The following is a 22,629-nucleotide window of genomic DNA, read 5'->3' on the forward strand; positions in this document are numbered from 1 at the left end:
ATCAGCGGCCCTCGCCGCCTGGGCTGTTTCGAAGAGCGATCCGGTGTGATCCCGCGTGCGTGCTCGACCTCAGCACGTCGGTGCGGACCCTGGCGCCGCGGGGCAGTGGCATGTCCCAGATCTGCCCTGGCCCCATGGTGCGCTCCACATCCTCGACACACAGGCGGATGGGTGGTGCGGCGCTGGGGTGCAGGCGCAGCGTGGCCCGGCTGTGGGTGACGGTGATGGTGATCGGTTGCCCACGGTAGGAGACCGTGAACTCGGTGCTGTCGAGTTCGGCGGGGAGCACCGGATGCAGCCGCAGCGTGTCGTGGCGGGTCTCGATGCCGCTGTAGCAGCGCAGCACCATGTCGGCGGTGCCCGCCATCGCTCCGATGTGCACGCCCTCCCTGGTGGTGCCCCGCTGGGTGTCGGCCAGGTCGGCGCGCAGGGCCTGCGCGAACAAGTCCCATGAGCGCGTGCGGTCGGTGCGCGCGAGCACCCAGGCGTGGGCCAGGCGGCTCAGCGTGGAGCCGTGACTGGTGCGCGCCATGTAGTAGTCGACTGTGCGCGGGATGAGCTCGGGCGGCAGCGCGTACCCGAGGTGCTCGAAGCCGTCACGGAGTTCCTCGGCGGAGAACAGGTAGAACAGCATGAGCACGTCTGCCTGTTTGGAAACCTTGTAGCGGTTGGTCGTGTCGCCTTCCGCCTGCAGAATCAGGTCGAGGCGTTCGATGTGGCCGTAGGCGGTTCGGTAAGCGTCCCAGTCGAATTCGCGAAGTTCCTCGTAGCCCTGGAACTGACTGATGACCCCGTCCTGATGGAAGGGCACGCGCAGGCGGCGGCTGACCCGGTCCCAGCGCAGCGGCTCCTCGGCGGTGAGCTGCAGCCGCTCCCACAGGGGTCCGCAATCCACGCCGTCGAGCAGAGCGAGGACCTCGCGCGCGCGTCGCAGTACCCAGGAGGCGAGCACGTTGGTGTAGGCGTTGTTGCGGATGCCCTGTCCGGGAGCATCGGGGTACCCGTCGTGGAATTCGTCCGGCCCCATCACGCCCTCGATGTCGAAGCGGTCGTCGGCGGGGTCGTGGACGGCGAGCGCGCTGAACAGCCGGGCGACCTCGATCAGTATCTCGGCGCCGTGATCGATCAGGAAGCGCAGATCGGCCGTGGTCTGGTAGTACTGCCAGACGCTGTAGGCGATCGCGAGGCCGACATGCCACTGGCGGCGTGAGTTGTCCGGCATCCATTCGCCGTTGCGTGGGTTGAACAACGTGGTCGGTGTCTCCTCGCGGCCGTCACTGCCGCTCTGCCACGGATACAGGGCGCCGGGCAGTCCCGCCGCACGGGCGGCGTCGCGGGCACGGTCTAGCCTGCGGTGCCGATACTCCAGGAAAGCACGAGTGAGCTCGGGGCGGCGCAGGGTGAGCATCGGGTAGACGAACAGCTCGTCCCAGAAGATGTGTCCGCGATAGGCCTCGCCGTGCAGCCCCCTGGCGGGCAGGCCGGCGTCGGTGTCGGGATGGGCGGCGATGGTCGCCTGCAGGACGTGGAATATGTGCAGGTTCAACGCGAGCCGGTCGTCCTGACCGTCGCCGAGGTCGATGCCGAACCGGTCCCACAGTTGCGCCCAGCCTGCCACGTGTGCCGCCAGCAGGGTGGGGAGGTCGGGCGCTCGGTCGATCAGGGCACCGACCTCGGTGGCCGGGGTCGACAACGCGCGGTCCCGGGAAGTGGCCACCGCCGCGATTTTCTCGACCGTGACCGCCACCGCGGGCCGCAGCGGCACGAGGAGTTCATGGCCGTGGAGGTGCTCGTCGGTGAGCGCCGTGCGGACGATGTCGGCGGCATCGGCTACACGCGTCCGGATCGCGGTCGCGATCGTGATCCGGGACTGGGTCGTGGTCGCCTCGTAGTGCACGGTGTCGGCGCCGAGCTCCCGCCCGGCGCCCGGCACGAGGTGGTCGGGGACGAGTGCCCGGTCCGCCGCCACGTTGCGATTGCCGACGCGGCCGTTGATCGCGGAGGTGACGGCCACCGACCCGGACCAGTTCTCCGCTTCGATGGTGAGTTCGATTGCGGCGAGGTGCCTTTCGACCACCGAATGGAACCGCCGGGTGGTGATCCGGGTGATCCGGCCCTGGTCGTCGCGGTAGCGGTCGATGGTGGTCAGCACGCCCGCGCGCAGGTCCAGATTCTGGTGGTGGCTGAGCATGGCCGGCGAACCGGGGGTCAGCGCCGTCCCGTCGGCCGCGCGGACCGCGAGATAGGTCCAGTCCGGGGCGTTGACCAGATGCTCTGTCTCCAGGATTCGATCGTCGATCCGGGAGATCGTCCGGTTGTAGACACCGGCGAGGTACGTACCCGGGTAGTGGACGCCGTCCACCGTGGAGCCCGGGACCGAACCGCGTGCGGCCCAGTAGCCGTTACCGGTGGTACACAAGGCTTCCCGCGTGCCCTCCTGGGTGGGGTCGTAGTCGTCGTAGAACAGGTTCCAGCCGCCGGGCTCGGCGGTCGTCGCGCCACCGCACCACCGCGGTTGCGGCCGCGACGGGAAGCCGGGATGGGGAACAAGGGGAAGATCGGCCAGATCGGTCACGACGACATCGGCGCCCGCGGCGTTGAGCGCCGCGCCGGAGCCGGTGCGATCGACGCCGATCACCAGCCCGAAGCCGCCGGTATCGGCCGCCTGGACGCCGGCGGTGGCGTCTTCGAGCACCACGGTCTCGTTCGGATCCACGCCGAGGCGGCGAGCGGCCTCGAGGAACATCGCGGGATCCGGTTTACTCGCCAGGCCGAGCCGTAGGGCGTCGGTGCCGTCGACGAGGACAGTGAACATGTCGGCGATGTCGCCCGCGGCGAGAACGGCGCGGCTGTTGCGGCTCGCGGTCACCAGCGCCGTGGGGATGCCGTGGTCGTGCAGACCGGTGAGCACTCGCCGGGCGTCGGCGAAGACACGTACGCCCGTACGGGCGAGCGCCTCGGCGAACAAGGACTGTTTGCGGGCGGCGAGGCCCCACACGGTCAGCTGATCCGGTCCGTCGTCGGGTGTCCCGGGAGGTGCGTCGATGCCGCGCGCCGCGAGGAATCGTCGTACGCCTTCCTCACGGCTGCGACCGTCGATCAGATCGCGGTAATCGCGGTCGGGATCGAACGGCGGCAGGTCGGCGCCGCCGAGCGCGGGCAAGACCGCGTCGAACAGCGCCTTCCATGCGTTCGCGTGGACCGTGGCCGTGTCGGTGACCACGCCGTCCATGTCGAAGACGACCGCGCGGTAGCCAGTGGCGGTGCACGCGGGTTCGCTCACGGGCATCCGGGCGCTCGCTTCCGAGGTGGTGCGGTAGAGCTCATCACCTCGTTCCACCATTGCTGGAGCGGGCTCGGTTCCGGCCAGCGCACCGTCGCCGCTCCGGCGCCGTCGTCGTGAGCCGGGGGATCGGGGACTTCGCTGTGGGCGAGTGACATCGGTACCTCCTCGTGGGGCGTGGTCTCAGTCTGCGAGGTGGCCGGAAGGTCCAGAAGTGCCGGAAGTCCCCGCCGGCCAGGCCGCACGGCCCTCCTGCGCGTGGTCACGCGGCGCCGGTGGCGCTGCGCCGCCCGCGTGCATCGTCAGGTGAGTGACGAAGGTCCCGCGAAACTGTGTCCGATGCATCCAAGGCGCTGGTATTCGGGCCCTGCCCGCGGATGCCTTCCTCAGCGAGTCTGATCCGGTGAGCCAGAAGGAGAGCACTATGTTGCAGAGCGCGGAACCGTTGGACGCGGTTGTTCGGATCTCGGTAGGGCGGCACGTGTCCGCCGCGGCGTCGGAATACGCCCGTGAGAAGATCGGCTGGGCCCTACGGTATGCGGGGGAACCAATCCTGTCGGTGCGGGTGCGGCTCGCCGGTCACGCGGACCCGGCGGTCGGCGAACCGATCACGGCGCAAGTGAACGTGAACATGGCCGGAGTCGCGGTGCGCGCGCAGGTCACGGCCGCGACCACACGCGAGGCCATCGATGCGCTGGCGGACCGGCTGCGTGCGCGGTTGGAGCGCTTGTCGCGCCGCTGGGAAGCGCAGCGCGGGGGCTCCCGTCTGCCCGCGGACGCGACGAGCTGGCACCACGGGGCCGCGCCACGACAGCGACTGCCCTACTTTCCCCGCCCCGTCGAGGAGCGGGAGATTCTGCGCCGCAAGTCGTTCGCCCTCGCGGAGGAGACCTGTGACGAGGCGGCGTTCGATATGGCGTTGCTGGACTACGACTTCCACCTGTTCACCGAATCCGGAAGCGGCGTCGACAGCGTCCTGTACCGGCCGGGCTCCACGGGGCTTCGCCTGGCCCAGCTCGACCCGCGCCCCGATCAGGTGAGCGCGGGCAGAGAAGCCGTCTCGATCAGTTCCGCGCGCGCACCCGAGCTGGGTGTCGACGCCGCGGTGGACCGGCTGGAGGTGACGGGCTGGCCGTTCGTGTTCTTCCGGGATCCGGAGCGGGGACGGGGCCAGGTGCTGTATCACCGCTACGACGGGCACTACGGCCTTCTCACGCCGGCGGCGGGATAGATGCGGATCATCGAGGTGGCGCGTTGTGCGGCGCACGCCGCCGATCGTCGGGGCGGTGCGTCGTGACCGTCCTCGCAGCGAGCACGGCACCGGCGGTGCGGGAGCGCGACATCGTGGCGGCGCGCCGGGGAGCGGTACTCGAAGGGCGTCTTCGAGTACCGCTGTTCGGTCAGCTGTCGTGGCGGGCGGCGTACTCGGCGGCGGTGTGGTTCACCGAGCAATTGACAGACGCGGCGCAACCGGCCGGAAGTATTACGGGACGGCGGCGATGAGGATGGCCGCCGACGCGGACCCGATCGTGGCACGACTCCTCCACTCGGAGGAGCCGTCCATCCGTTGGCGCACCCTCCTGGGTGTGCTCGGAGTAGGGCCGTCGGACCCCGCGGTGGTCGCGGCGGCTGCGGCGATTCCCGGTAGCGAGCGTGTGCGGCGCCTGCTCTCCGAGCGGCTCGCCGACGGTACGCTGCCCTTCCATCCCTACAATGCGAGATGGCGAGGGGCGCATTGGGTGCTGGTCGCCTTGGCCGAACTCGGGTACCCGGCGGGGGACGACTCCTTGGTGCCGTTGCGCGAGCAAGCCCTGGGCTGGGTGTTGTCACCGGAGTACGAGCGGCGCCACATCGGCCGGGTTCGGGGCCGGGACCTGCCGACGTTGCACGCCTCCATCGAGGGGAACCTGGTCTGGGCGCTGCCGCGGTTGGGGCTGGCCGATGAACGGGTGGATCGCCTCGTGGCTCGTCTGCTGCGGGCGCAATGGCCCGACGGTGGCTGGAACTGTGATCGGCGAGCGACCGGCCGTGTGTCGTCCTTCGGGGAGAGCCTTGTCCCGCTGCGGGCTGTGAACGCCTATGCCCGCACCGCCGGAGACGCCGATACGCGCGAGGCGGTCCGGCGCGCTGCCGAGTTGTTCCTCGGACGCCGGCTGTTCCGGCGCCGGACCGACGGCTCCGTCATCGATCGGTCCTTTCTCCAGCTGCACTTCCCGTGCTATTGGCATTACGACATCCTGTTCGCGTTGACGGTGCTGGCCGAGGTCGGGGTCATCGACGACCCACGCTGCGGCGAGGCTCTCGACGCGCTGGAGGCGAAGCGCTTGCCGGACGGGGGTTTTCCCGCGGAGGCCAAGTTCTATCGGGTCAGCGCCGCGCGGCCCGGCGGCGGGTCGTCGGTGGTCGGTTGGGGGCCGACCAGTCGCCGGTTGCCGAACGAATGGGTGAGCTGCGCGGCGCTGAGCGCGCTCCGGGCGGCAGGGCGTCGTGACTGTCCGCGCGGTCAGCCCTCGTGAGCTCGGCCGTCCACCCTGTCCGCGAGCAGGATCTCGGGCGCCGTCGTGGGTGTCCGGCGTGTGCCGGTGGCCGAATCCGCGTTGCTCCGGCCGAATCTCAGGGCCGGGTCGTCGACAGGGCCCTTGCGCAGACGCGCCAGGTCGGAAGCGTAGGTCATCGTCACGGTCCAGGGGCCACAGGTGCCCTGTTTGGGGAGCGCGTCCGCGGCCCGGCGGACGTAGCCCGCGTGGAAATCGAGCATCGGCCGCTGCTCGACCGACCGGTCGGCGACCGGTTCCACGATGTCGTGACCGTGCTCGTCGAGCAGCCGTAGCAGGCGGCACAGGTGCTCGCACACCAGATCCAGCTTCAGTGTCCACGACGAATTGGTGTAGCCGATCGCGTAGGCGAAGTTCGGTACGCCACTGAGCATCATCCCCTTGAACGCCATGGTCCGGCCGATGTCGATGGGCTCGCCGTCCTTGCTCAGCTGGATGCCGCCGAAGGGGAGCAGTCGCAAGCCGGTCGCGGTGACGATGATGTCGGCGTCTATCGTCTTGCCGGATGTCAACGCGATGCCGTGCTCGAGGAATCGATCGATGTGATCGGTGACCACTTCAGCTCTGCCCTCGCGGATCGCCCGGAACAGGTCGCCGTCGCGGACCGCGCACAGCCGTTCGTCCCAGGGTTCGTAGCGGGGTTTGAAGTGCACGTCGACGTCGTACCCGCGCGGCAACAGCGCCTTGTTCACCGCACGGATCAGGCGGCGGGTCACCGCCGGGTATCGCCTGCTCAACTCCCAGAGCAACCGCTGGCGCGCGATATTGAGCCGCCGGGTGACGCGGTAGGCCGTGGCATCGGGTAACACCGTCCGCAGCGCGACAGCGAGATGGTCGGTGCCGGGCAGCGGCAGGGCATAACTCGGTGACCGTTGCAGCATGATGACGTGGGCAGCGGTCGCGGCCATGGCGGGCACCAGGGTGATCGCGGTCGCTCCGCTGCCGATCACCACCACCTGTCGCCCCCGGTAGTCCAGGTCTTCGGGCCAGAACTGAGGATGGACGATTCGCCCAGCGAAGTCCTCTTGACCGTCGAAATGCGGCGCGTGCGCGTGCTCGTATGAGTAGTAGCCCGCCGCGCTGAACAGGAATCGGCAGGTCATCGTCACGATCTGAGTGTCGGCCACCCGAACGCGCACGGTCCATCGCGCCTCGTCGGTGGAGAAGTCGGCGCTGAGCACCTTGTGCCCGAATCGGATGTTCGGCGACAGGTCGTCGTCGTCGACGGCCTCGGCGAGGTAGTCGAGGATGTCATCGCCATCGGCGATCGCCGAATCGTGGGTCCACGGCTTGAATTCGTAGGCGTAGGTCTGCAGGTCGGAATCCGATCGGATGCCGGGGTAGCGGAACAGGTCCCAGGTGCCACCGATCCTGTCCCGCGCGTCCAGTATCAGGAAGGACTTGTCCGGCAGCCGCGTCTTCAGGTAGTGGCCCATGGCGATGCCGGAGAGTCCGGCGCCCACCACGAGCACGTCGAGATCGACCGCCGAATCGTGCTGGGAGCGCGCGATTTCGGGCTCACTGAGCATGGTGTGGTACTCCTGTCGAAGTAAGGGGTAGAGGATACGCACGGTCGGTGTTCGCGCCCGCGCTGCGCCGAAGCCGCGGTCGGCCGATCGCGTCGGGTCTCAGGCCACCGCCCGACGGGCTGGTTCGCTGCGATACCGCGACGCCGGGCCGTCGATGCCGAGCGATCGCCACAGCAGCCGGGCGATGGGGTTCATCAGTCCGGCGTCCGTCGCCAGGGCACGGACATCGGCGAAGACATCGCGCAACTGCCGGGCGGAGTCGGGGTGGTCCCAGAATGCTTCGCGGATAACGTTTTTCGGGATGCCGAGCTCCTCGGTCATCTCCTTCGGGGGAATCACGATGACGTCACACAACACGCGCATGATGAGGGGGAAGGCCAGTGACAGCAGCAGTCGGCGGACGGGGCGGAAGGTGGCGACGGTCTCGCGCAGGTAGCGATGGGCGAAGGAGATGTGCCGCGCTTCCTCGGCGACGTGAATCTGCATGATCCGCTCGATCAGCGGATGCAGTTCGACATCGGACCGGAGGTAGGCCTTCTGGATGTGGTCGATCGGTTCCTCGCCGGCCAGCACTCCGGCCCAGAACAGCGCCGGGGTGAACTGGCCTGCCAGCGAGATGAACGGCCCCGCTCGTCGGAACAGCCGGCGAGCTCCGGGGACATCGGCCCCGGAACGGTTGACGAACTCCTGGAACATCTGCGTGTGATGGCACTCCTCGGTCGCCTCGTGGGTGATGTAGCGAAACTCCGGTCTGCCGTTGGGAAGTGTGATCGCGAACGCCATGATCCCGCCGATCAGGATCTCCTCGAACGTGCGCCCGACCTTGCAGACGTTGGCCTGGCGCCAGATACCGATCTCGATCTGCCGTTCGACGGGCAGAGCCTGGTACCACGGGTGCCTGCCGAGTGGATCCACGGCGGGCAGCACCCAGCGTGGGTCGGTCCACGAGATCGCGTAGTCGGGGTTGTCCCAGGCGATGTCGGTGAAGGCGTCGAAGTGCACGGTGACCGAGGCTTCGGACAGCGTCTTCACGGTTTCGTCGAAAGTCTGCTCGCTGGTCAATTCCACTCCCAGGGCTCGGCGACCGTCGGCCGCGAATAAGTGTTACTGAGAGTTGCATGTTTGTTTGGCCGTGCCAACGCTCCGAAGGGCAGCACCGGCCAGGGCTTCGGTCCCCGGTTCGAGAGGTCTTTCGGCCCTGGGCGGCTGGCCGTGACGACGGCAGAACCGGAAGTGGCCTGCGCGGTCCCGCCGTGCGATTCCCGGCGGCGGGTATCGGTCCGAAGTCATCTCGGACGGTGCCTTCGTGCTCTAACCCCGCTCGGGGCGCGCTGGCACGGTGGGATGCGCAGAGGAAAGGACGACGCCCGATGGACCGCCGAATGCCCGACCGCCGCACAGTCGCAGCGGCACTGACGCTCGCTGGGCGTGCGCCGTCCCGGCGCAACACTCAGCCGTGGCGGTGGCGGGTCTCCGATCGTGGCGTCGACCTCTACCTCGATCCGCGCTGTTCGCCGTTCGAGACCGACCCCGCCTCGCGGGACGCGATCCTGGGTTGTGGCATCGCGCTGCACCACGCGAGTGTGGCGTTCGCGGCGGCCGGGTGGGCCACGGTGGTCCGCAGGCTGCCGGATCCCGCGCGCCCCGGGCTGCTGGCCGCACTTCGCTTGGTGCCGCATCGTGCCACGATGCTGGAGAAGTCGCTGCGCGACGCGATCACGGAGCGGCGCAGTGATGATCGTCCCTATCGGATGCGTCCGATACCGGCCGGGTATCTGAGCCTGTTCCGGGAGCGCGCGGCAACGTTGGGCGGCCTCGTACAGCTCGTCTCCGACACCGACCGCGAACAACTCGCGGCGTACGCGGGCTCGCCCCTGATGGTGACCTGTGCGAGCGGGACGCGATGGCCGCCGGTCGAGATCGGTTCGGCGGAGATGGAAGCCCCGGTCGTCGATCACGCCGAGCTCTTCGTCGCCGGCACACCCGGCGACGATGCGCTGTCGAGGTTGCGTGCCGGCGAGTCGATCAGCGCGGTGCTGCTGACCGCCACCAACATCGGACTGGCCACATGCCTGCTCACTGAGCCGCTCGAGTCGCGACGGGCCGTCATCCGGACCGAAGTATTGGGCGGCACCGCGTACCCGCACGCTCTCCTGCGCGTGGGATGGGCACCGGACACCGGCGCCCCGCCGGCCGTGACGTCTCGTTGCCCGGTGGAGGACCTCGTACTCCCCGAGCATCAGTGACGCCGAGGGCGCCGTACGGTCTCACTCGGAGCCCGGATGGACGACCATGACGGGGCAACGGGCGCACTGGATCAGGGCGTTCGCCGTCGATCCGAGCCGCAAGCCGGGAAAGCCGCCACGACCTCGGTTGCCGAGGACGAGCAGCTGTGCTGATGACGACCATTCGATCAGATGATGAGAGGGGCCGGACAAGTAGATCCTCCGTGTGACCTCGACCGCGGGGTACTTCTCCTGCCAGCCGGCGAGCTGGTCGTCGATCAACTCCTGGGCGTCGGCGTGGGCGCGACCATCGAGCAGCGCGTCCGGCAGCCCGGCGAACCAGCCGAACCGGAGGTCACTCCAGGAGTGCACGACGACGAGTTCGGCCCGGCGTTCGTCGGCCTCGGCGAAGGCCGCCGCCACCGCGGACCGGCTGTGTTCGCTGTCGTCGACCCCGACGACGATCGGCGCGGTGCCCTGGGCGGGCTGTTCGGAACCGGCGTCGCGCACCACGACCAGCGCACCGCGGGCGTGGGCGGCGAGGGTGAGGACGGTCGAGCCGAAGAGCCCGCCACCGCTGAGGCCCACCGCGCCGACGACGGTCAGGTGCGCGGTGCCGGATTCCGCCACGAGCACCGGTGCCGGGGTGCCGTCGACGATGACGGTCTCGACGGCCGACGCGGGATCGACGGTGTGCGCCTGTGCTCTCGCCGCATGCAGGCAATCCGCGCCGAAACCCCGCATCGCTTCGGTGACAGAGCTCATCGGCAGGTCGTAGGGGTCTAGCAGGATCTGCGCGGCGGTGAGGTCGGCGGCGTGCACGATCCGCAGCGGTCGCGCGCCGATCGCCGCGGCCTCCGCTGCCCACCGCACCGCGCGCCCGCCGGCTTCCGAGCCGTCGGTACCGACGACGATCGGTGCGGTGGGGGACTGCTGGGCGAGGTCGGACTCGGTCATGGCTGGTTCCTTCGATGTCGTCTGTCAGGCGTGCGCGAGGATCGGTGTCGAGCGCCCTGTACGGCCGCCGTGCCGCCGGGTCTCCGCGGAGCGCGAAGGTGTTTGATCGTCGGTGCCAGCGGTGCCCGGCGGGCGTCGGCGACGACGGCTGCCCACTGCGCGGCGCGGATCGCGGTGGCCGACTCGTCGACGCCCACGACGACAGGCGCGCCCTGGACCACTGCCGGTCGTGGTCGGCGGAGGTGATCTCACTCATATCCCCAGGGTGGCTGTCCCGGTCGGCCATCGGCAGGGCACCTGTGCCCGAACAGCCGGGACTTTCGGCACCGTGCCCGGAGAAGCACGAGATCGTCATTCGGGTACGGAACCGGACGTGCGCGCATCCGCGCCACGAGGGAGTGGACCGCCGCGGCCTCCACCCGGTCCAGCCGGAGCAGGAAGACGCGTTCGGCGAGCATCGTCGTCAGCCGGCCGCCGGTGATGTCGGCGATCAGCGCGGCGCCGGCATCGGCGACGGCGCGGGCCACCGTGGCGCTGAATCCCACTTCCAGGGCGAGGTCCACCGTGGGATTGACGGTGAGAGTCGCGATCGGTAGCGGATGCGTGCGAGGGTCCATGACCCAGGATGGCCGCGGCGGTACCGAACCCGGCAGTGCCGAACGTCCTCGCCGGATTCGCCGTTGGTCGCCTGGCGTCCGCGGCCTGGACGGGCGATCCGCCGGGGCGGTCCTCGCCGGAGGTCAGGCCCGTGCTCGGTCCCGTGCGAGGGCACGATCGCGCTGCTCCTCGAACCGGGGGATCTTCACCGTCGCCAGGTCGTCGAGGAAGGCGGCCAGATGGTCCCTGGCTCGCTCGCCGCGAGCGGTGAAGTCGTCGCGCTCGAAGATGTTCCACTGGCGCAGGACGGGATTCAGGACTTCTTCCAGATGCTGACGAAGGTCGTAGACGCCGTGCTTGGCCATCAGCACGCCGTGCCTGCGGAAGTCGGGCATGCCGGCGCCGGGCATCTGGAAGTTGCAGACGATGGTGTCGATCGCTTCGATCGCCTGATCGGGTACGAGGTCCAACGTGGCCGCGCAGACGCTGCGGTAGAAGATCATGTGCAGGTTCTCGTCGGCGGCGATCCGCTGCAGCATTCTGTCGGCGATGTCGTCGTCGCAGACCTTGCCGGTGTTGCGGTGGGTGACCCGCGTGGCCAGTTCCTGGAAACTCACGTAGGCCACCGAATACAGCAGGCCGGCGCCGCTGTCGGGATCGGCCGCGTCGGTCCCGGCCGAGAACCCGGTGGTCATGTGTCGCATCCGCGCCGATTCCAGCCGGACGGGGTCGACGCCCCGAGTGACCACCAGGTAGTCGCGGATCACGGTGCTGTGCCGCATCTCCTCCGCGGTCCACCGGCCGACCCAGGTGCCCCAGGCGCCGTCGCGGGAGAAGTTCTTGGAGATCTCGCGGTGGTAGGACGGCAGGTTGTCCTCGGTGAGCAGATTGGTGATCATGGCCGCCTTGGCGACCTCGCTGAGCGTGGATTGTTCGGGTTCCCAGTCGATTCCGCCGAGCATCGCGAAGTTGCGCCCCTGTTCCCAGGGGATGTAGTCGTGCGGCTGCCAGTCCTTGCTCATGCCGAGATGGCTGTTGAGACAGCTCTCGGCGACCGGTTCCAGTTCGGTGAGGATCTCACGCTGTGTCAGGTCACGAGGCACGGTGGTCGTCTGCCCTTCTGCTGTGGATGAGACGGATACGCCCTCCGGTGGCGGCCGGCTTACCTCACCACCGCGGTGTCGCGGGTTCGTAGGGCGGAAGGGCCCATCGTGAAGGGGCTTTCGGCACTGGGTCCTCGCCGCGCCGGTTCGGTCTCATCAGGACAGGACCATCGACCCCGACCTCGTGACCGGTATCCGCCTGCTGGAACGGGAAGCGCCCGAGCACAACTGATGCCGCGGCGACACCGCGACCACGGAGCGGAATCGGGGCCGATCGGCCCGTCGCACCCATGACTTTGGCCCCTGACTTCGGCGGGGTGGTCGCGGGAATGCTGGATGTCGACGCCGGCGACGGGCTGGTGACCCCACAGAAAGGCTCGACTGTGACCGAGAAGAAGGCGCGGCCCACCGAACACCGGCCCCGGCCCGTGCTGGCCGCGGTCGACGGCTCCGCGAACTCCTACCAGGCCGCGGCGTGGGCCGCGGCCGAATCGGTCCTGCATCACCTGCCGCTGCACATTCTCACCTCGGCGGCGATCCAGACCGGCTTCGGTCCGGGGATGTCGCTGGGCGAGGCGGATCTGGAATGGCTCCGGGTGGACGCCGAGCGAGTGGTCGGGGAAGCGGCGCGGGTGGCCCGCGCGGCGGTGCCCGACGAGGACCTCACGATCACCACCGAGGTCGCCTTCGAACTCGCCGCGCCGCTGCTGATCGACCGGTCGACCACGGCGGAGATGCTCGTGGTCGGCAGCCGCGGCATCGGCGCCTTCCAGCGCGGGCTGCTCGGCTCGGTCAGTACCGCGGTGACGCGTCATGCCCACTGCCCGGTCGCCGTGGTCCAGGGCATCGTCGCGACGGACCCGGTGTCCGCCGCGCTGCCGGTGCTGGTCGGCGTCGACGGATCCGGCAACAGCGTGCCCGCGGTGCGGCTGGCGTTCGAGGAGGCCTCGCGCCGCAAGGTCGATCTCGTGGCGGTGCACGCGTTCAGCGACTCCAGCGCTGATCTGCCCGCGTTCGGCTGGGAAATGGGCAGGCAGACAGCCGAAACCGAACTCTCCGAGGCGCTGGCGGGCTACCGCGAGAGCTATCCGGACGTGGCGGTGCGCGGCGTCGTCGTCGCCAACCGTCCGGTCCGTGCGCTGTTGCAGGAGGCCGCTTCGGCCCAGCTACTGGTCGTGGGCAGTCACGGGCGCGGTGGATTCACCAGCATGCTGCTCGGCTCCACGAGCAACGCCCTGCTGCACTCGGTCGACATCCCGATGATCGTCGTCCGCGACAGAAACGACGAAGGACGGACAGTATGAAACGCGGACTTCCCGACGACACCACCGTGAAGGCGGCTCTGACGCTCGCCGGGCGTGCGCCGTCCGTGCACAACGTCCAGCCGTGGCGCTGGCGCATCGCCGACCACAGCATCCACCTCTACCTCGACCGCGAACGCGCCCTGCCCGCGACCGACCCCGACCAGCGCGATATCGTGATCAGCTGCGGTGCGGCCCTGCACCATCTGACGGTGGCGATGTCGGCGATGGGCTGGGCGCCGGTGATTCACCGGGTACCCGATCCCGCCGACCCGGATCACCTGGCCGCGGTGACGTTGGTGCCGCATCGACCCACCCCACTCGACATCCAGATGAGCAAGGCCATCAGTGTGCGCAGGACCGACCGCCGGCATTACACGTCGTGGCCGATCCCGGCCGGCTACCTCGGCCTGTTCACCGAACGGGCGGCGGCGCAAGGCGCCGTGGTGCACCGGATCGACGATCGGGGATCGCTGCGGGCCGCCGCCCAGGCGGCGGGGCGCGCCCACGCCGGCGACGAGTCGTACCGATTCGAACTCGCGATGTGGTCGGGCAGGCACGGCAGTGTGGACGGGGTGCCCGCGCGCAACACGCCCAGTCCGCGCCCGGACGACGAGCTACCGGCCCGGTTGTTCGCCGGATCCGAATTCACCGATCCGGCAACCGAACCGGACCACGCCGACCTGCTCGTCATCGGTACTCCCGCCGACGATCGGGCGTCGAGACTGCGTGCGGGCGAAGCGATCAGCAGCGTCCTGCTGACGGCGACCGGCGTCGGGCTGGCCACCTGCTTGCTCACCGAGCCGCTCGAGATCCCCGAACAGCGCGCGAAGATGCGCGAGAGGCTGCTGCACGATCTCGCCCACCCGCAGGCCGTTCTGCGCGTGGGCTGGGCGCCGACGAGCGCGGGGAAGCCGCCGGAGACGCCACGACGTCCCCTCGCGGAACTGCTGGTGAGTGACGACGACACCGTCGCGCGTTCAGGGCGGTGAAGCCGCTCGGCCGCGGTGGCGGCCCCGGCCCGCGATGTCGACCCGCCGCGACGAGAAGGAGTATCAGTGTCCGGCACCGTGCCCGAATCGGCATCGGGATCGGTGCGGTCGGGGGAGCACTTGGTACTCCGCGCCGGTGCCTGTCGGCCCTTACCCCGTGATGACGAGAAGGGCCATGGTTGCACTACCGGTGGACCGCCGCCCGTGCGGTCCGGATCACGGAGGAGACCGAAATGTACTGGTATGACCACGATGTCAGTGGCTGGGGTTACGTCTGGATGGGCTTCGGCATGGTCCTGTTCTGGGCTCTGCTGATCGCCGGCTTCGTGCTCGCCCTGCGGTACCTGTTCCGGGTGGACAACGAGCGCCGCGCGCACCCGGTGCCGCCGGGCGCCGAGCATGTCCTGGCGGAGCGTTTCGCCCGTGGCGAGATCGATGCGAAGGAATACGCGGATCGGCTGGCTGTTCTGCGTTCGGCCACGACAGGGTGATCGCCCGCATTGTCGAACATGCGGAGTCGCGGGCACACCAGGGACCAGCGACCGTCCCGGCGAGGACTTTCGGCTCTGTCCCTGGGTATGGCCCCGGCGGCGATGAACCGCTGCTGGTTCAGATGAACCTCACGCTGGACGGCAGAACGGTACGGGCGCAGACGCCTGCTCCCGCCGACCGGATCGCCGGCGAGGTCGCGACGCGGCTGCGCAGGCAGATCGTTGGTACGCGGCGATGGTCTCCGCGACCGTGGCCGGTCACGTCCGCGCCGCGACCGCCGGTTCTGTTTCCCGGCGCCCGGCAACGCGATCTCCGGCCGCACGGACGCGGAGCCGGGCGTGGACTCCTCGTCGGCGGCGCGTCGCCGTGCCAGGGTGGACATGGCGACGAACGCACACCCATGAAGGGAGCGGCGAGATGATGCGAGCCTGGCGGGTGGCCCGTCCCGGTCCGATCGGGTCGGCCGCTCCACTGCGGTTCGGCGAGGAGCCGGTGCCGGTGCCGGGAGCGGACGAACTCCTGGTCAGGGTGTTGTGCTGCGGCGTGTGCCGGACGGACCTGCATGTGGTCGAAGGGGATCTGCCCGTCCACCGCCGTGGGGTGACGCCCGGACACGAGGTCGTCGCGGAGGTCGTGTCGGTCCCGGACGGGTACGGCGGGGTGGCGGTCGGCGACCGGGTGGGTATCCCGTGGCTGCGGCAGACCTGCGGAGTCTGCCGATACTGTCTGCGTGGGGCGGAGAACCTGTGCCCGCGCTCGGGCTACACCGGCTGGGACGCCGACGGCGGTTACGCCGAATTCGCCACTGTCCCAGTGGATTACGCGCTGCCGTTGCCTGCGGGCTATTCCGACGAGGAGCTGGCGCCGCTGCTGTGCGCCGGCGTCATCGGGTACCACGCGCTGGTGCGAGCCGAGCTGCCGGAGAACGGTGTTCTCGGCATCTACGGATTCGGCGGTAGCGCCCACCTCACCGCCCAGATCGCACTGGCCCGCGGTGCCCGCGTGCATGTGATGACCAGGGATCCGGCGGCGCGGGAGCTCGCGTCGGAGCTCGGTGCGGATTCGGTGCAGGGCGCCGCCGACGCGCCGCCGGAGCCGCTGGACTCCGCGATCCTGTTCGCACCGGTCGGAGAGCTGGTGCCGCCGGCGATGGCGGCGCTGGACGCGGGGGGCACGCTGGCGATCGCCGGCATCCATCTCACCGACATTCCGGCGCTGAACTATCAGCGACATCTGTTCCGGGAGCGTCAGATTCGGAGTGTCACGTCCAACACCCGGGCACAGGCGAGGGAATTCCTCACCCTGGCACAGCGATACCCGCTGCGGGTCTCGTCCCATCGCTACCCGCTCGAGCGCGCCGATCGCGCGTTGCTCGACCTCTCACTCGGCCGATTCGACGGCGCGGCCGTCCTGATACCCTGATCGCGTTGTACGGCCCCGAGCTGCAGCAGCACCCAGCCGATCAGCGCGGCCGCGGCCACCATCGTCGTCTGCGCGTTGTGCGCGGCGTCGTCGTTGACCGTCAGCGCCACGACTGTCATCGGAAGGCCCACCCACAGGGCCAGTGCTACTCCCGCCAGAATCGGGCTGTGCCAGGGGATCTTTTCGACGATCACCGGGCGCAGCGGCACCGCGCCGGTGATGAGGCCGAAGGCCCCGGCGAAAGCCCAGGTCGCCATCAGCCCGGCGAGCAAGCGCAGCACGGACCGCCGGGGGTCGAGTCGCCGCAGATACATCGAGATCATGAACCAGAGGGGTCGAACAGGATCTGCGCCCCACCCCGATCAGTCGTGATGGACGACCATGACCGGGCACTCGGCGTGCTGGACCAGCCAGTTGCTGGTCGACCCGAGGAGCAGACCACGGAAGCCACCACGACCCCGGCTACCGACGACGAGCAGCTGCGCGGTCTGTGACCGATGGGCGAGCCGCTCGCGCGGCCCGAACACCTCGATCTCGCGCCGGACCACCACATCGGGGAACTGCTCGGACCATCCGGCCAGTCGCTCGGCCAGCAGCGCCTCCTCGGCGACGGCGAAGTCCTCGACCGGCATCGCCGGATAGTCGACACCGCCGAACTGCCCCTCCGACAGATCACTCCACGCGTGCACCGCCACCAGTTCGGCGCCGCGCAGCGAGGCCTCGGTGAACGCCGCGCCGATCGCGGGTTCACCGACGCTGCTGCCGTCGACGCCGACCACCACCGGACCGTCGGCGCGAGCGGGGTCGGGTCCACGCACGACGACGACGGCGCCGTGGGCGTGCGCGGTCACCGCGAGCAGGGTGGACCCCAGATGGGCGATCGCGCCCGCGGTGCGCGTCGCGCCGAGGACCAGCAGGTGCGCGTGCGCCGACGCGTCGATGAGCGTTCTGGCGGTCCGCCCGCTCGCTAGTTCGGTGGTCAGGGTGACCGCCGGCGCGGCGGCGCGCGCTTCGGCCGCGGCGGCGGCGAGCATCTGCTCGGCCGCGCGCCGGATGTCCTGCATGGTGGCGTAGATGAAGGCGTCGTAGGCGCTGCGCGGCGTTCGGTCGGCGATCGGTTCGGCGCAGTGCACGATGCGCAGGGCACGCCCCCGGTCCGCGGCCGTGCGTGCCGCCCAGCGCACAGCGCTGATCGATCCCGCCGATCCGTCGATTCCCACGACGATCGCGGCCGAGGCGGCCTGGTGCGGGCTTTCCGTGTGCTGTGTCATGATGTCGTCTCCTGCGTACGGGGGATGTTCCTGCTCAGTGATCGGCCGGTGGGTACGGTCCGCCGCGGTGCCAGGCGTCGTGGGCGGCCGCGACGGTATCGCTCAGTGGTGCGCTGGTGTCCAGCGTGACAGCGCGAGACCATGCGGTCTCGGAGGCCGCCATCGCGTCGGCGATCTCGGCGGTCGCGTCCGACTCGCTTCCGCGCCGGTCGCCGAGGCGCCGGTGGGCGAGTGCTCGGGGGCAGGCGCACCGCAGGGCTATCAGTTCGGCGGCGACGTCTTCGGCCAGCGTCGCCGCGCGGTCGCGTTCCTCCTGGTCGGTCCAGCTCGCGTCGAGAATGACGGAGACCCCCCGCGTCAGCAGGCCGCGCGCGCCGTCGAGAAGCTCGTCGTACACCTGGGCTCGGTTGGCGGGGGAGTACCGCCCGGCTCCGAAGCGGCCGAGATCGCCACCGATCCGTGCCGCGCCCGCCAGCTCTTTGCGCAGGTGATCGCTGGAGAGCAGCGCCGCCCCGGTACGTTCGGCCAGTCGGGTGGCGACCGTCGACTTGCCGGTACCCGGTAGTCCGCCGACCAGGACGAGGCGCACCGCGCTGTCGCCGAGGCGCGCCTCGGCGATGCGCAGGTGTCGGCGCAGTCGCTCGCCCGCCGTGGAATCGCCCTGCCCGGCGCGGATGAGATCCACTTTCGCGCGTACCGCCGCGCGATAGGCGATGTAGTGGTCGCGCAGCGATACGGGAGCCGGATCGTTGACTGCGCGTTGGTAACTCGCGACGACCGCGTCGGCCAGCTCGAAGTGGCCGAGGTATTCGATGTCCATGGCGAGGAACGCGATGTCGTCCAGGCCGTCGACGTAGCGCAGCTGATCGTCGAAGTCCAGGCAGTCGAGTATCCGGAACCCGTCGTCGAGGTCGAAGATGTCCTCTGTCAGCAGGTCGCCGTGACCGTCGACGATCCGCCCCTGCGCGATCCGTTCGTCGAAAAGGTCGGCGCGACCCGCCAGGTAGCTCATCGCGCGCCGGTCTATCCGGTCGAGCAGTTCCGGGTCGATCAGCTCGGCGGGTCCGGCGCGCAAGGGATCCAGCAGCGCGCGCCATCGGTCGCGCAGCGCGTCCGCGGTGCCCGCGCGGTCGATGTCCGGGCCGCGGCGTGCGGTGCGGTGGAAGTCGACCAGCAGCTCGACCAGCGCCGTGAGATCCGCCGCGGGAAGTTCGTTCGCTGCGAGCAGCGCCGACAGGCGTCGATCCGCGGGCATCCGGCGCATGACCAGCACGGGCTCGGTGGGTCCGCCCTCCGGGTCGCTCAGCTGCGCGACTCCGAGGTAGACATCGGGCGCGAGCCTGGCGTTGAGTCTCAGTTCGCGGGCGCAGGCGTGCTCCCGCAGTGCGGGCGTACTGAAGTCGAGGAAGTCGGTGCGCAGCGGCTTCTTCGTCTTGTAGGCCCGCCCGCCGCACAGCAGCACGACACCGGTGTGGGTCTCGTAGACCTGCGCCGGCGGCGGGCCCGCCGCCTGTCGTGCGGAGCTCATGAAGGAAGGACCAGCGAGGCGCCCGCGGTCGCGCCGCCATCGAGCACGAACTCCGATCCGGTCGAGAACGTCGCCTCGGTGACGATGAAGCCGACCATCGCGGCGACTTCCTCGGGCTCACCGAAGCGTGGAAGTGGTTGTCCCGCAGCGACACTGGGATCCATGTCGGCGGTCATCGGGGTGTGGATCGGTCCCGGGTGCACTGAGCAGACTCGCACGCCTGCCGCGCCGAGCTCGAGTGCCGCCGCTTTGGTCAGGCCGCGCAGGCCCCATTTGCTGGCGACGTATCCGGCGATCCCGGAGTAACCGATGAGACCGGCGGTCGAGGAGACATTGACGATGACACCGCCGCCCGCGGCGCGCAGTCGCGGCGCGGCCAGGTGCATGCCCAGCCACGAGCCGACGAGATTCACATCGAGGACATGACGGAATCGCGAGGGCGATTCGGACTCCACCCCGCCGAAGTCGAGGATGCCGGCGTTGTTGACCAGAACCGCCAGCGGCCCGAAGTTCGCTTCGGCGTCGTCGAGGACCCGCCGCCATTCGCTCTCGTCGGTGACGTCGAGGTGACAGAACATCGCCTGGGGGCCGAGCGCGGCGGCGGTCTCGTGTCCTTCGCGTTCGAGCAGGTCCGCGACGACAACCCCCGCTCCTGCTTTGACGAGGGTGTGCGCGACGGCAGCGCCGATGCCGCGCGCGCCGCCGGTGACGACGACGCTGCGTCCATGGAGATCGGTCATGATGATCGAGCCTTTCGGTGTCGGGTGTTCGAAGGGGGAGTGGTCACGCCGGGCGTGACGCGTCGTGGGTGCCGGCGAGCGCGTGATCGAGCAGGACGCGGCGTTCCGCGGCCGCGACGACACGGCGCGTCGCCGCGACCGCGTCCGGCGTCACCGACACCGACGTGATGCCCATGCGCACCAGGTGTTCGGCGAACGCCGGCCGGTTCGAGGGCGCCTGGCCGCACAGCGACGACGTGATGCCCAGTCGCCGGGCAACGCCGATGATGCGCGAAATAGCCTCCAGCACAGCCGGATCCGATTCGTCGAACAGCTCGGCGCAATCCTCGGAATCGCGGTCGACGCCCAGCATCAGCTGGGTCAGGTCGTTGCTGCCGATGGAGACACCATCGATGCCGAGGCCGACGTATTCGGGCAGCCAGTGCAGCACCGAGGGCACCTCGGCCATCACCCAGCGATGCAGGCCACGCTGTCCGCCGAGCGCACTGGCGTCGACGAGTTCCAGGCAGGCTTCCAGTTCCCACCTGGTCCGCACGAAGGGGATCATGATGTGCAGATTCGGGTTGTCTTGACGGGCGTCGGCGAGCGCGGAGAGCTCGGCGCTGAAGAGATCGGGCTCGCGGATGTACCGGTAGCAGCCTCGGTAGCCGATCATCGGGTTGTGTTCGACGGGCTCGTATCGTTCGCCGCCACGTAGCGCACGGAATTCATTGCTGCGGAAGTCGGTGGTGCGATAGACCACCGGCCGAGTCCCGAACGGCGCGGCGATACGGCGCAACGACTCGCTCAAGCGGTCGACGAACAGCTGTTGTTCGCCTCGCGCCAGCAGATCGCGAGGATGACGGCCGTCGAGCGCGCGAGTCAGCAGCGTTTCGGCGCGCAACAGCCCGACGCCGTCGACGTCCGTGGCGGCGACGGCCGCGGCGGCGTCGGGCGTGGCGAGGTTGACGTAGATCCTGGTGGCGGTCGGTTCGGCGACGGCAGGGCGCGAGGCGACATGGACCGCCGGACGGTGCGCCGGGAGGTCTGTCGCGCCCGCCGTGACCTGCCCGGTGGAGCCGTCCACGGTCACCTCTGTCCCGTCGAGGAGGGTAGTGGTGGCGGTGCGGGCGCCGACGACGCAGGGGATCCCCAGTTCGCGTGCCACGATGGCGGCGTGACAGGTCATCCCGCCGCTGTCGGTGACCACGCCCGCGGCCCGCGACAGGGTCGGTAGCCAGTCGGGATTCGTCATCGGCGCGACGAGGACTTCGCCCTCGCGCAGTGACTGCCCGAGATCCGGCGAGGCCAGCACCCGAACGAGCCCGGACGCCACACCGGGCGCCGCGCCGATGCCCTGGATCAGCGCCGCTCGCGCGGTGGGTTGCGCGCTCGGCGCGGTGGCGGCCTCGGTCGGTGTGGTGATGGGGCGCGCCTGCACGATCCACAGCTCGCCCTCGCCGTCGAAGACCCACTCGACATCCTGGGGGATCCCGTCGTGGTGGGCCTGTACCGACAGCGCGAGCCGGGCGACCGCGCGCGCCTGCTCGTCGGTCAGGACCGGGGAGGTGGCGTCGGTGGCGTCCAGCTCGACCCGCCGGTCACCGTGCGGACCCGAGACGATGGCGTAGCTCTGCTGTCCGATCCGGGTGTGCAGCAGGTTCGGGCCCGACGCGTCCAGTAGGTAGGTGTCGGGCTCGACCGCGCCCGACACGACGACCTCGCCCAAACCCCGGGCCGCTTCGACGACGACACGATCGCGTCGCCGGGTCGCGGGATCCGCGGTGAAGGCGACCCCGGCGGATCTGGCATCGATCATGCGCTGCACGACGACGGCCATCGCTGGTCGGTCGCGCATCCCGCGACGCGCCCGGTAGGTCAGGACCCGGGGGCTGAACAGCGAGGCCCAGCAGTCGACCACCGCGGCCAGCAGGGCGTCGCGGCCGCGAATGTTGGTGCGGGTGACATTCATCCCGGCGAAGGACGCGCCCGCACTGTCCTCGCCGATCGCCGAGGAGCGCACAGCGACGGGAATCTCGTCGCCGAGCGCGCGATAGGCCGCCGAGACGGCCTCGCCGATCACGTCGTCGAGAGCGACAGCGCGAACGATCGCCGACATCCGCTCGCACAGGCCGGTGAGCTCGGCGGTGTCACGCACCGCCGCCAGCGCTCGGTCGTGGAGCTGCCCGAGTTCCGCGCCGACGGGCGTGTCGGTGACCGCGTGCTCGTAGGCGGCGGCCAGCACGACGAAGCCGGCGGGGACCGGCAGATCCGCGGCGACGAGTTCGCCGAGGTTTGCTCCTTTGCCCCCGGCGCGGTCGGCGTCGGTGATCCGCAGTTCCCTGAATTCTGCGACGAATTCGCCCATCTCGAGCCCCGTTCCCGGTCGGTGTCGATGTCGCTTCCAGCCTCGCCGGGACCGGCATCGCCCCGATACGGTCGAAGGTCCCGCGTCTGCGCGGGCGTTGGTCCCTCGGTGCGGATCAGCGCGGGACAGCGGGTCCCTGTCGGGCGCGACGGCGAGTCCCTCGGGGCAGGTGGCCTTCAGCCTTCACGGCGGTGTCCTTCGGATCTGGGATCAGCCCGGCACCGCGCCGAGGATGGAGTTATCGAGCACGACCCCGGGGTGGGCGACACCGAGGTCCTTCACCCAGC

The 22,629-nt window shown here is 69.8% G+C and carries 18 protein-coding genes; 7 read left to right on the plus strand and 11 right to left on the minus strand.

Going from position 1 to position 22,629, the window contains the following annotated elements; all coding sequences use genetic code 11:
- Position 1 precedes the first annotated feature (1 nt).
- Positions 2-3,289 (minus strand): beta-phosphoglucomutase family hydrolase, encoded by a 3,288-nt coding sequence (locus ACFOW8_RS23225; protein ID WP_378553555.1) that lies wholly within the window; start codon positions 3,287-3,289, stop codon positions 2-4.
- 304 nt (positions 3,290-3,593) lie between these two features.
- Between ACFOW8_RS23225 and ACFOW8_RS23230 the strand changes: the two genes are divergently transcribed.
- Together ACFOW8_RS23230 and ACFOW8_RS23235 are read left to right on the plus strand one after the other, a co-directional pair.
- Positions 3,594-4,514 (plus strand): sigma 54 modulation/S30EA ribosomal C-terminal domain-containing protein, encoded by a 921-nt coding sequence (locus ACFOW8_RS23230; RefSeq protein ID WP_378553556.1) that lies wholly within the window; start codon positions 3,594-3,596, stop codon positions 4,512-4,514.
- A 274-nt stretch (positions 4,515-4,788) separates the two neighbouring features.
- The gene (locus ACFOW8_RS23235) at positions 4,789-5,799 is read left to right on the plus strand and encodes a hypothetical protein (protein WP_378553557.1); all 1,011 of its coding nucleotides are present in this window, start codon (positions 4,789-4,791) and stop codon (positions 5,797-5,799) included.
- Here ACFOW8_RS23235 and ACFOW8_RS23240 read toward each other — a convergent pair.
- Both ACFOW8_RS23240 and ACFOW8_RS23245 read right to left on the minus strand, forming a co-directional pair.
- On the minus strand, positions 5,787-7,367 hold the full coding sequence (locus tag ACFOW8_RS23240; RefSeq protein WP_378553558.1) for a flavin-containing monooxygenase: 1,581 nt from the start codon (positions 7,365-7,367) through the stop codon (positions 5,787-5,789). The genes ACFOW8_RS23235 and ACFOW8_RS23240 overlap by 13 nt on opposite strands.
- A gap of 99 nt (positions 7,368-7,466) precedes the next feature.
- A complete protein-coding gene (locus tag ACFOW8_RS23245) occupies positions 7,467-8,435 on the minus strand; it encodes an AurF N-oxygenase family protein (protein ID WP_378553559.1) in 969 nt (322 codons plus the stop codon).
- Positions 8,436-9,055: 620 nt separating this feature from the next.
- Between ACFOW8_RS23245 and ACFOW8_RS23250 the strand changes: the two genes are divergently transcribed.
- Positions 9,056-9,613: a hypothetical protein gene (locus ACFOW8_RS23250; protein ID WP_378553560.1), complete on the plus strand. Its 558-nt coding sequence runs from the start codon at positions 9,056-9,058 to the stop codon at positions 9,611-9,613.
- Between the two features lie 21 nt (positions 9,614-9,634).
- Here ACFOW8_RS23250 and ACFOW8_RS23255 read toward each other — a convergent pair whose 3' ends face one another.
- From ACFOW8_RS23255 to ACFOW8_RS23265, 3 genes are all read right to left on the minus strand, one after another.
- Complete coding sequence (locus ACFOW8_RS23255; protein ID WP_378553561.1) at positions 9,635-10,549, minus strand: universal stress protein; 915 nt, start codon at positions 10,547-10,549, stop codon at positions 9,635-9,637.
- A 248-nt stretch (positions 10,550-10,797) separates the two neighbouring features.
- A complete protein-coding gene (locus tag ACFOW8_RS23260) occupies positions 10,798-11,112 on the minus strand; it encodes a hypothetical protein (RefSeq protein WP_378553562.1) in 315 nt (104 codons plus the stop codon).
- Positions 11,113-11,289: 177 nt separating this feature from the next.
- A complete protein-coding gene (locus tag ACFOW8_RS23265) occupies positions 11,290-12,249 on the minus strand; it encodes an acyl-ACP desaturase (protein WP_378553563.1) in 960 nt (319 codons plus the stop codon).
- 290 nt (positions 12,250-12,539) lie between these two features.
- Between ACFOW8_RS23265 and ACFOW8_RS23270 the strand changes: the two genes are divergently transcribed.
- The 4 genes from ACFOW8_RS23270 (at position 12,540) to ACFOW8_RS23285 (ending at position 16,456) form a co-directional block, all read left to right on the plus strand.
- A complete protein-coding gene (locus ACFOW8_RS23270; protein ID WP_378553564.1) occupies positions 12,540-13,553 on the plus strand; it encodes a universal stress protein in 1,014 nt (337 codons plus the stop codon).
- Complete coding sequence (locus tag ACFOW8_RS23275) at positions 13,550-14,542, plus strand: Acg family FMN-binding oxidoreductase (RefSeq protein WP_378553565.1); 993 nt, start codon at positions 13,550-13,552, stop codon at positions 14,540-14,542. Before ACFOW8_RS23270 ends, ACFOW8_RS23275 begins: the two co-directional genes overlap by 4 nt.
- Before the next feature lie 233 nt (positions 14,543-14,775).
- The gene (locus tag ACFOW8_RS23280) at positions 14,776-15,033 is read left to right on the plus strand and encodes an SHOCT domain-containing protein (RefSeq protein WP_280218074.1); all 258 of its coding nucleotides are present in this window, start codon (positions 14,776-14,778) and stop codon (positions 15,031-15,033) included.
- A 421-nt stretch (positions 15,034-15,454) separates the two neighbouring features.
- Positions 15,455-16,456 (plus strand): zinc-binding alcohol dehydrogenase family protein, encoded by a 1,002-nt coding sequence (locus tag ACFOW8_RS23285; protein WP_378554648.1) that lies wholly within the window; start codon positions 15,455-15,457, stop codon positions 16,454-16,456.
- Here ACFOW8_RS23285 and ACFOW8_RS23290 read toward each other — a convergent pair.
- Genes ACFOW8_RS23290 through ppsA form a run of 5 tightly spaced genes read right to left on the minus strand, consistent with a single transcriptional unit; the run spans position 16,375 to position 22,342 of the window.
- Complete coding sequence (locus ACFOW8_RS23290) at positions 16,375-16,779, minus strand: hypothetical protein (protein WP_378553566.1); 405 nt, start codon at positions 16,777-16,779, stop codon at positions 16,375-16,377. The two genes, ACFOW8_RS23285 and ACFOW8_RS23290, sit on opposite strands and share 82 nt — an antisense overlap.
- 39 nt (positions 16,780-16,818) lie before the next feature.
- The gene (locus tag ACFOW8_RS23295; protein ID WP_378553567.1) at positions 16,819-17,727 is read right to left on the minus strand and encodes a universal stress protein; all 909 of its coding nucleotides are present in this window, start codon (positions 17,725-17,727) and stop codon (positions 16,819-16,821) included.
- Between the two features lie 34 nt (positions 17,728-17,761).
- Positions 17,762-19,255: a bifunctional aminoglycoside phosphotransferase/ATP-binding protein gene (locus ACFOW8_RS23300; RefSeq protein ID WP_378553569.1), complete on the minus strand. Its 1,494-nt coding sequence runs from the start codon at positions 19,253-19,255 to the stop codon at positions 17,762-17,764.
- A complete protein-coding gene (locus ACFOW8_RS23305) occupies positions 19,252-19,995 on the minus strand; it encodes an SDR family NAD(P)-dependent oxidoreductase (RefSeq protein WP_378553570.1) in 744 nt (247 codons plus the stop codon). Before ACFOW8_RS23305 ends, ACFOW8_RS23300 begins: the two co-directional genes overlap by 4 nt.
- Positions 19,996-20,038: 43 nt before the next feature.
- Complete coding sequence (ppsA, locus tag ACFOW8_RS23310; RefSeq protein ID WP_378553571.1) at positions 20,039-22,342, minus strand: phosphoenolpyruvate synthase; 2,304 nt, start codon at positions 22,340-22,342, stop codon at positions 20,039-20,041.
- Between the last annotated feature and the right edge of the window lie 287 nt (positions 22,343-22,629).

Source organism: Nocardia rhizosphaerae, assembly GCF_042650365.1.
Taxonomy (GTDB): Bacteria; Actinomycetota; Actinomycetes; order Mycobacteriales; family Mycobacteriaceae; genus Nocardia; species Nocardia rhizosphaerae.

Bases quoted from the DNA above. Each gene is read 5' to 3' on its own strand.
- ACFOW8_RS23225 (WP_378553555.1), bottom strand. From the start codon at position 3,289: ATGCCCGTGAGCGAACCCGCGTGCACCGCCACTGGCTACCGCGCGGTC.
- ACFOW8_RS23235 (WP_378553557.1), top strand. From the start codon at position 4,789: ATGGCCGCCGACGCGGACCCGATCGTGGCACGACTCCTCCACTCGGAG.
- ACFOW8_RS23240 (WP_378553558.1), bottom strand. From the start codon at position 7,367: ATGCTCAGTGAGCCCGAAATCGCGCGCTCCCAGCACGATTCGGCGGTC.
- ACFOW8_RS23250 (WP_378553560.1), top strand. From the start codon at position 9,056: ATGCTGGAGAAGTCGCTGCGCGACGCGATCACGGAGCGGCGCAGTGAT.
- ACFOW8_RS23255 (WP_378553561.1), bottom strand. From the start codon at position 10,549: ATGACCGAGTCCGACCTCGCCCAGCAGTCCCCCACCGCACCGATCGTC.
- ACFOW8_RS23270 (WP_378553564.1), top strand. From the start codon at position 12,540: ATGACTTTGGCCCCTGACTTCGGCGGGGTGGTCGCGGGAATGCTGGAT.
- ACFOW8_RS23275 (WP_378553565.1), top strand. From the start codon at position 13,550: ATGAAACGCGGACTTCCCGACGACACCACCGTGAAGGCGGCTCTGACG.
- ACFOW8_RS23280 (WP_280218074.1), top strand. From the start codon at position 14,776: ATGTACTGGTATGACCACGATGTCAGTGGCTGGGGTTACGTCTGGATG.
- ACFOW8_RS23285 (WP_378554648.1), top strand. From the start codon at position 15,455: ATGCGAGCCTGGCGGGTGGCCCGTCCCGGTCCGATCGGGTCGGCCGCT.
- ACFOW8_RS23290 (WP_378553566.1), bottom strand. From the start codon at position 16,779: ATGATCTCGATGTATCTGCGGCGACTCGACCCCCGGCGGTCCGTGCTG.
- ACFOW8_RS23295 (WP_378553567.1), bottom strand. From the start codon at position 17,727: ATGACACAGCACACGGAAAGCCCGCACCAGGCCGCCTCGGCCGCGATC.
- ACFOW8_RS23300 (WP_378553569.1), bottom strand. From the start codon at position 19,255: ATGAGCTCCGCACGACAGGCGGCGGGCCCGCCGCCGGCGCAGGTCTAC.
- ACFOW8_RS23305 (WP_378553570.1), bottom strand. From the start codon at position 19,995: ATGACCGATCTCCATGGACGCAGCGTCGTCGTCACCGGCGGCGCGCGC.
- ppsA (WP_378553571.1), bottom strand. From the start codon at position 22,342: ATGGGCGAATTCGTCGCAGAATTCAGGGAACTGCGGATCACCGACGCC.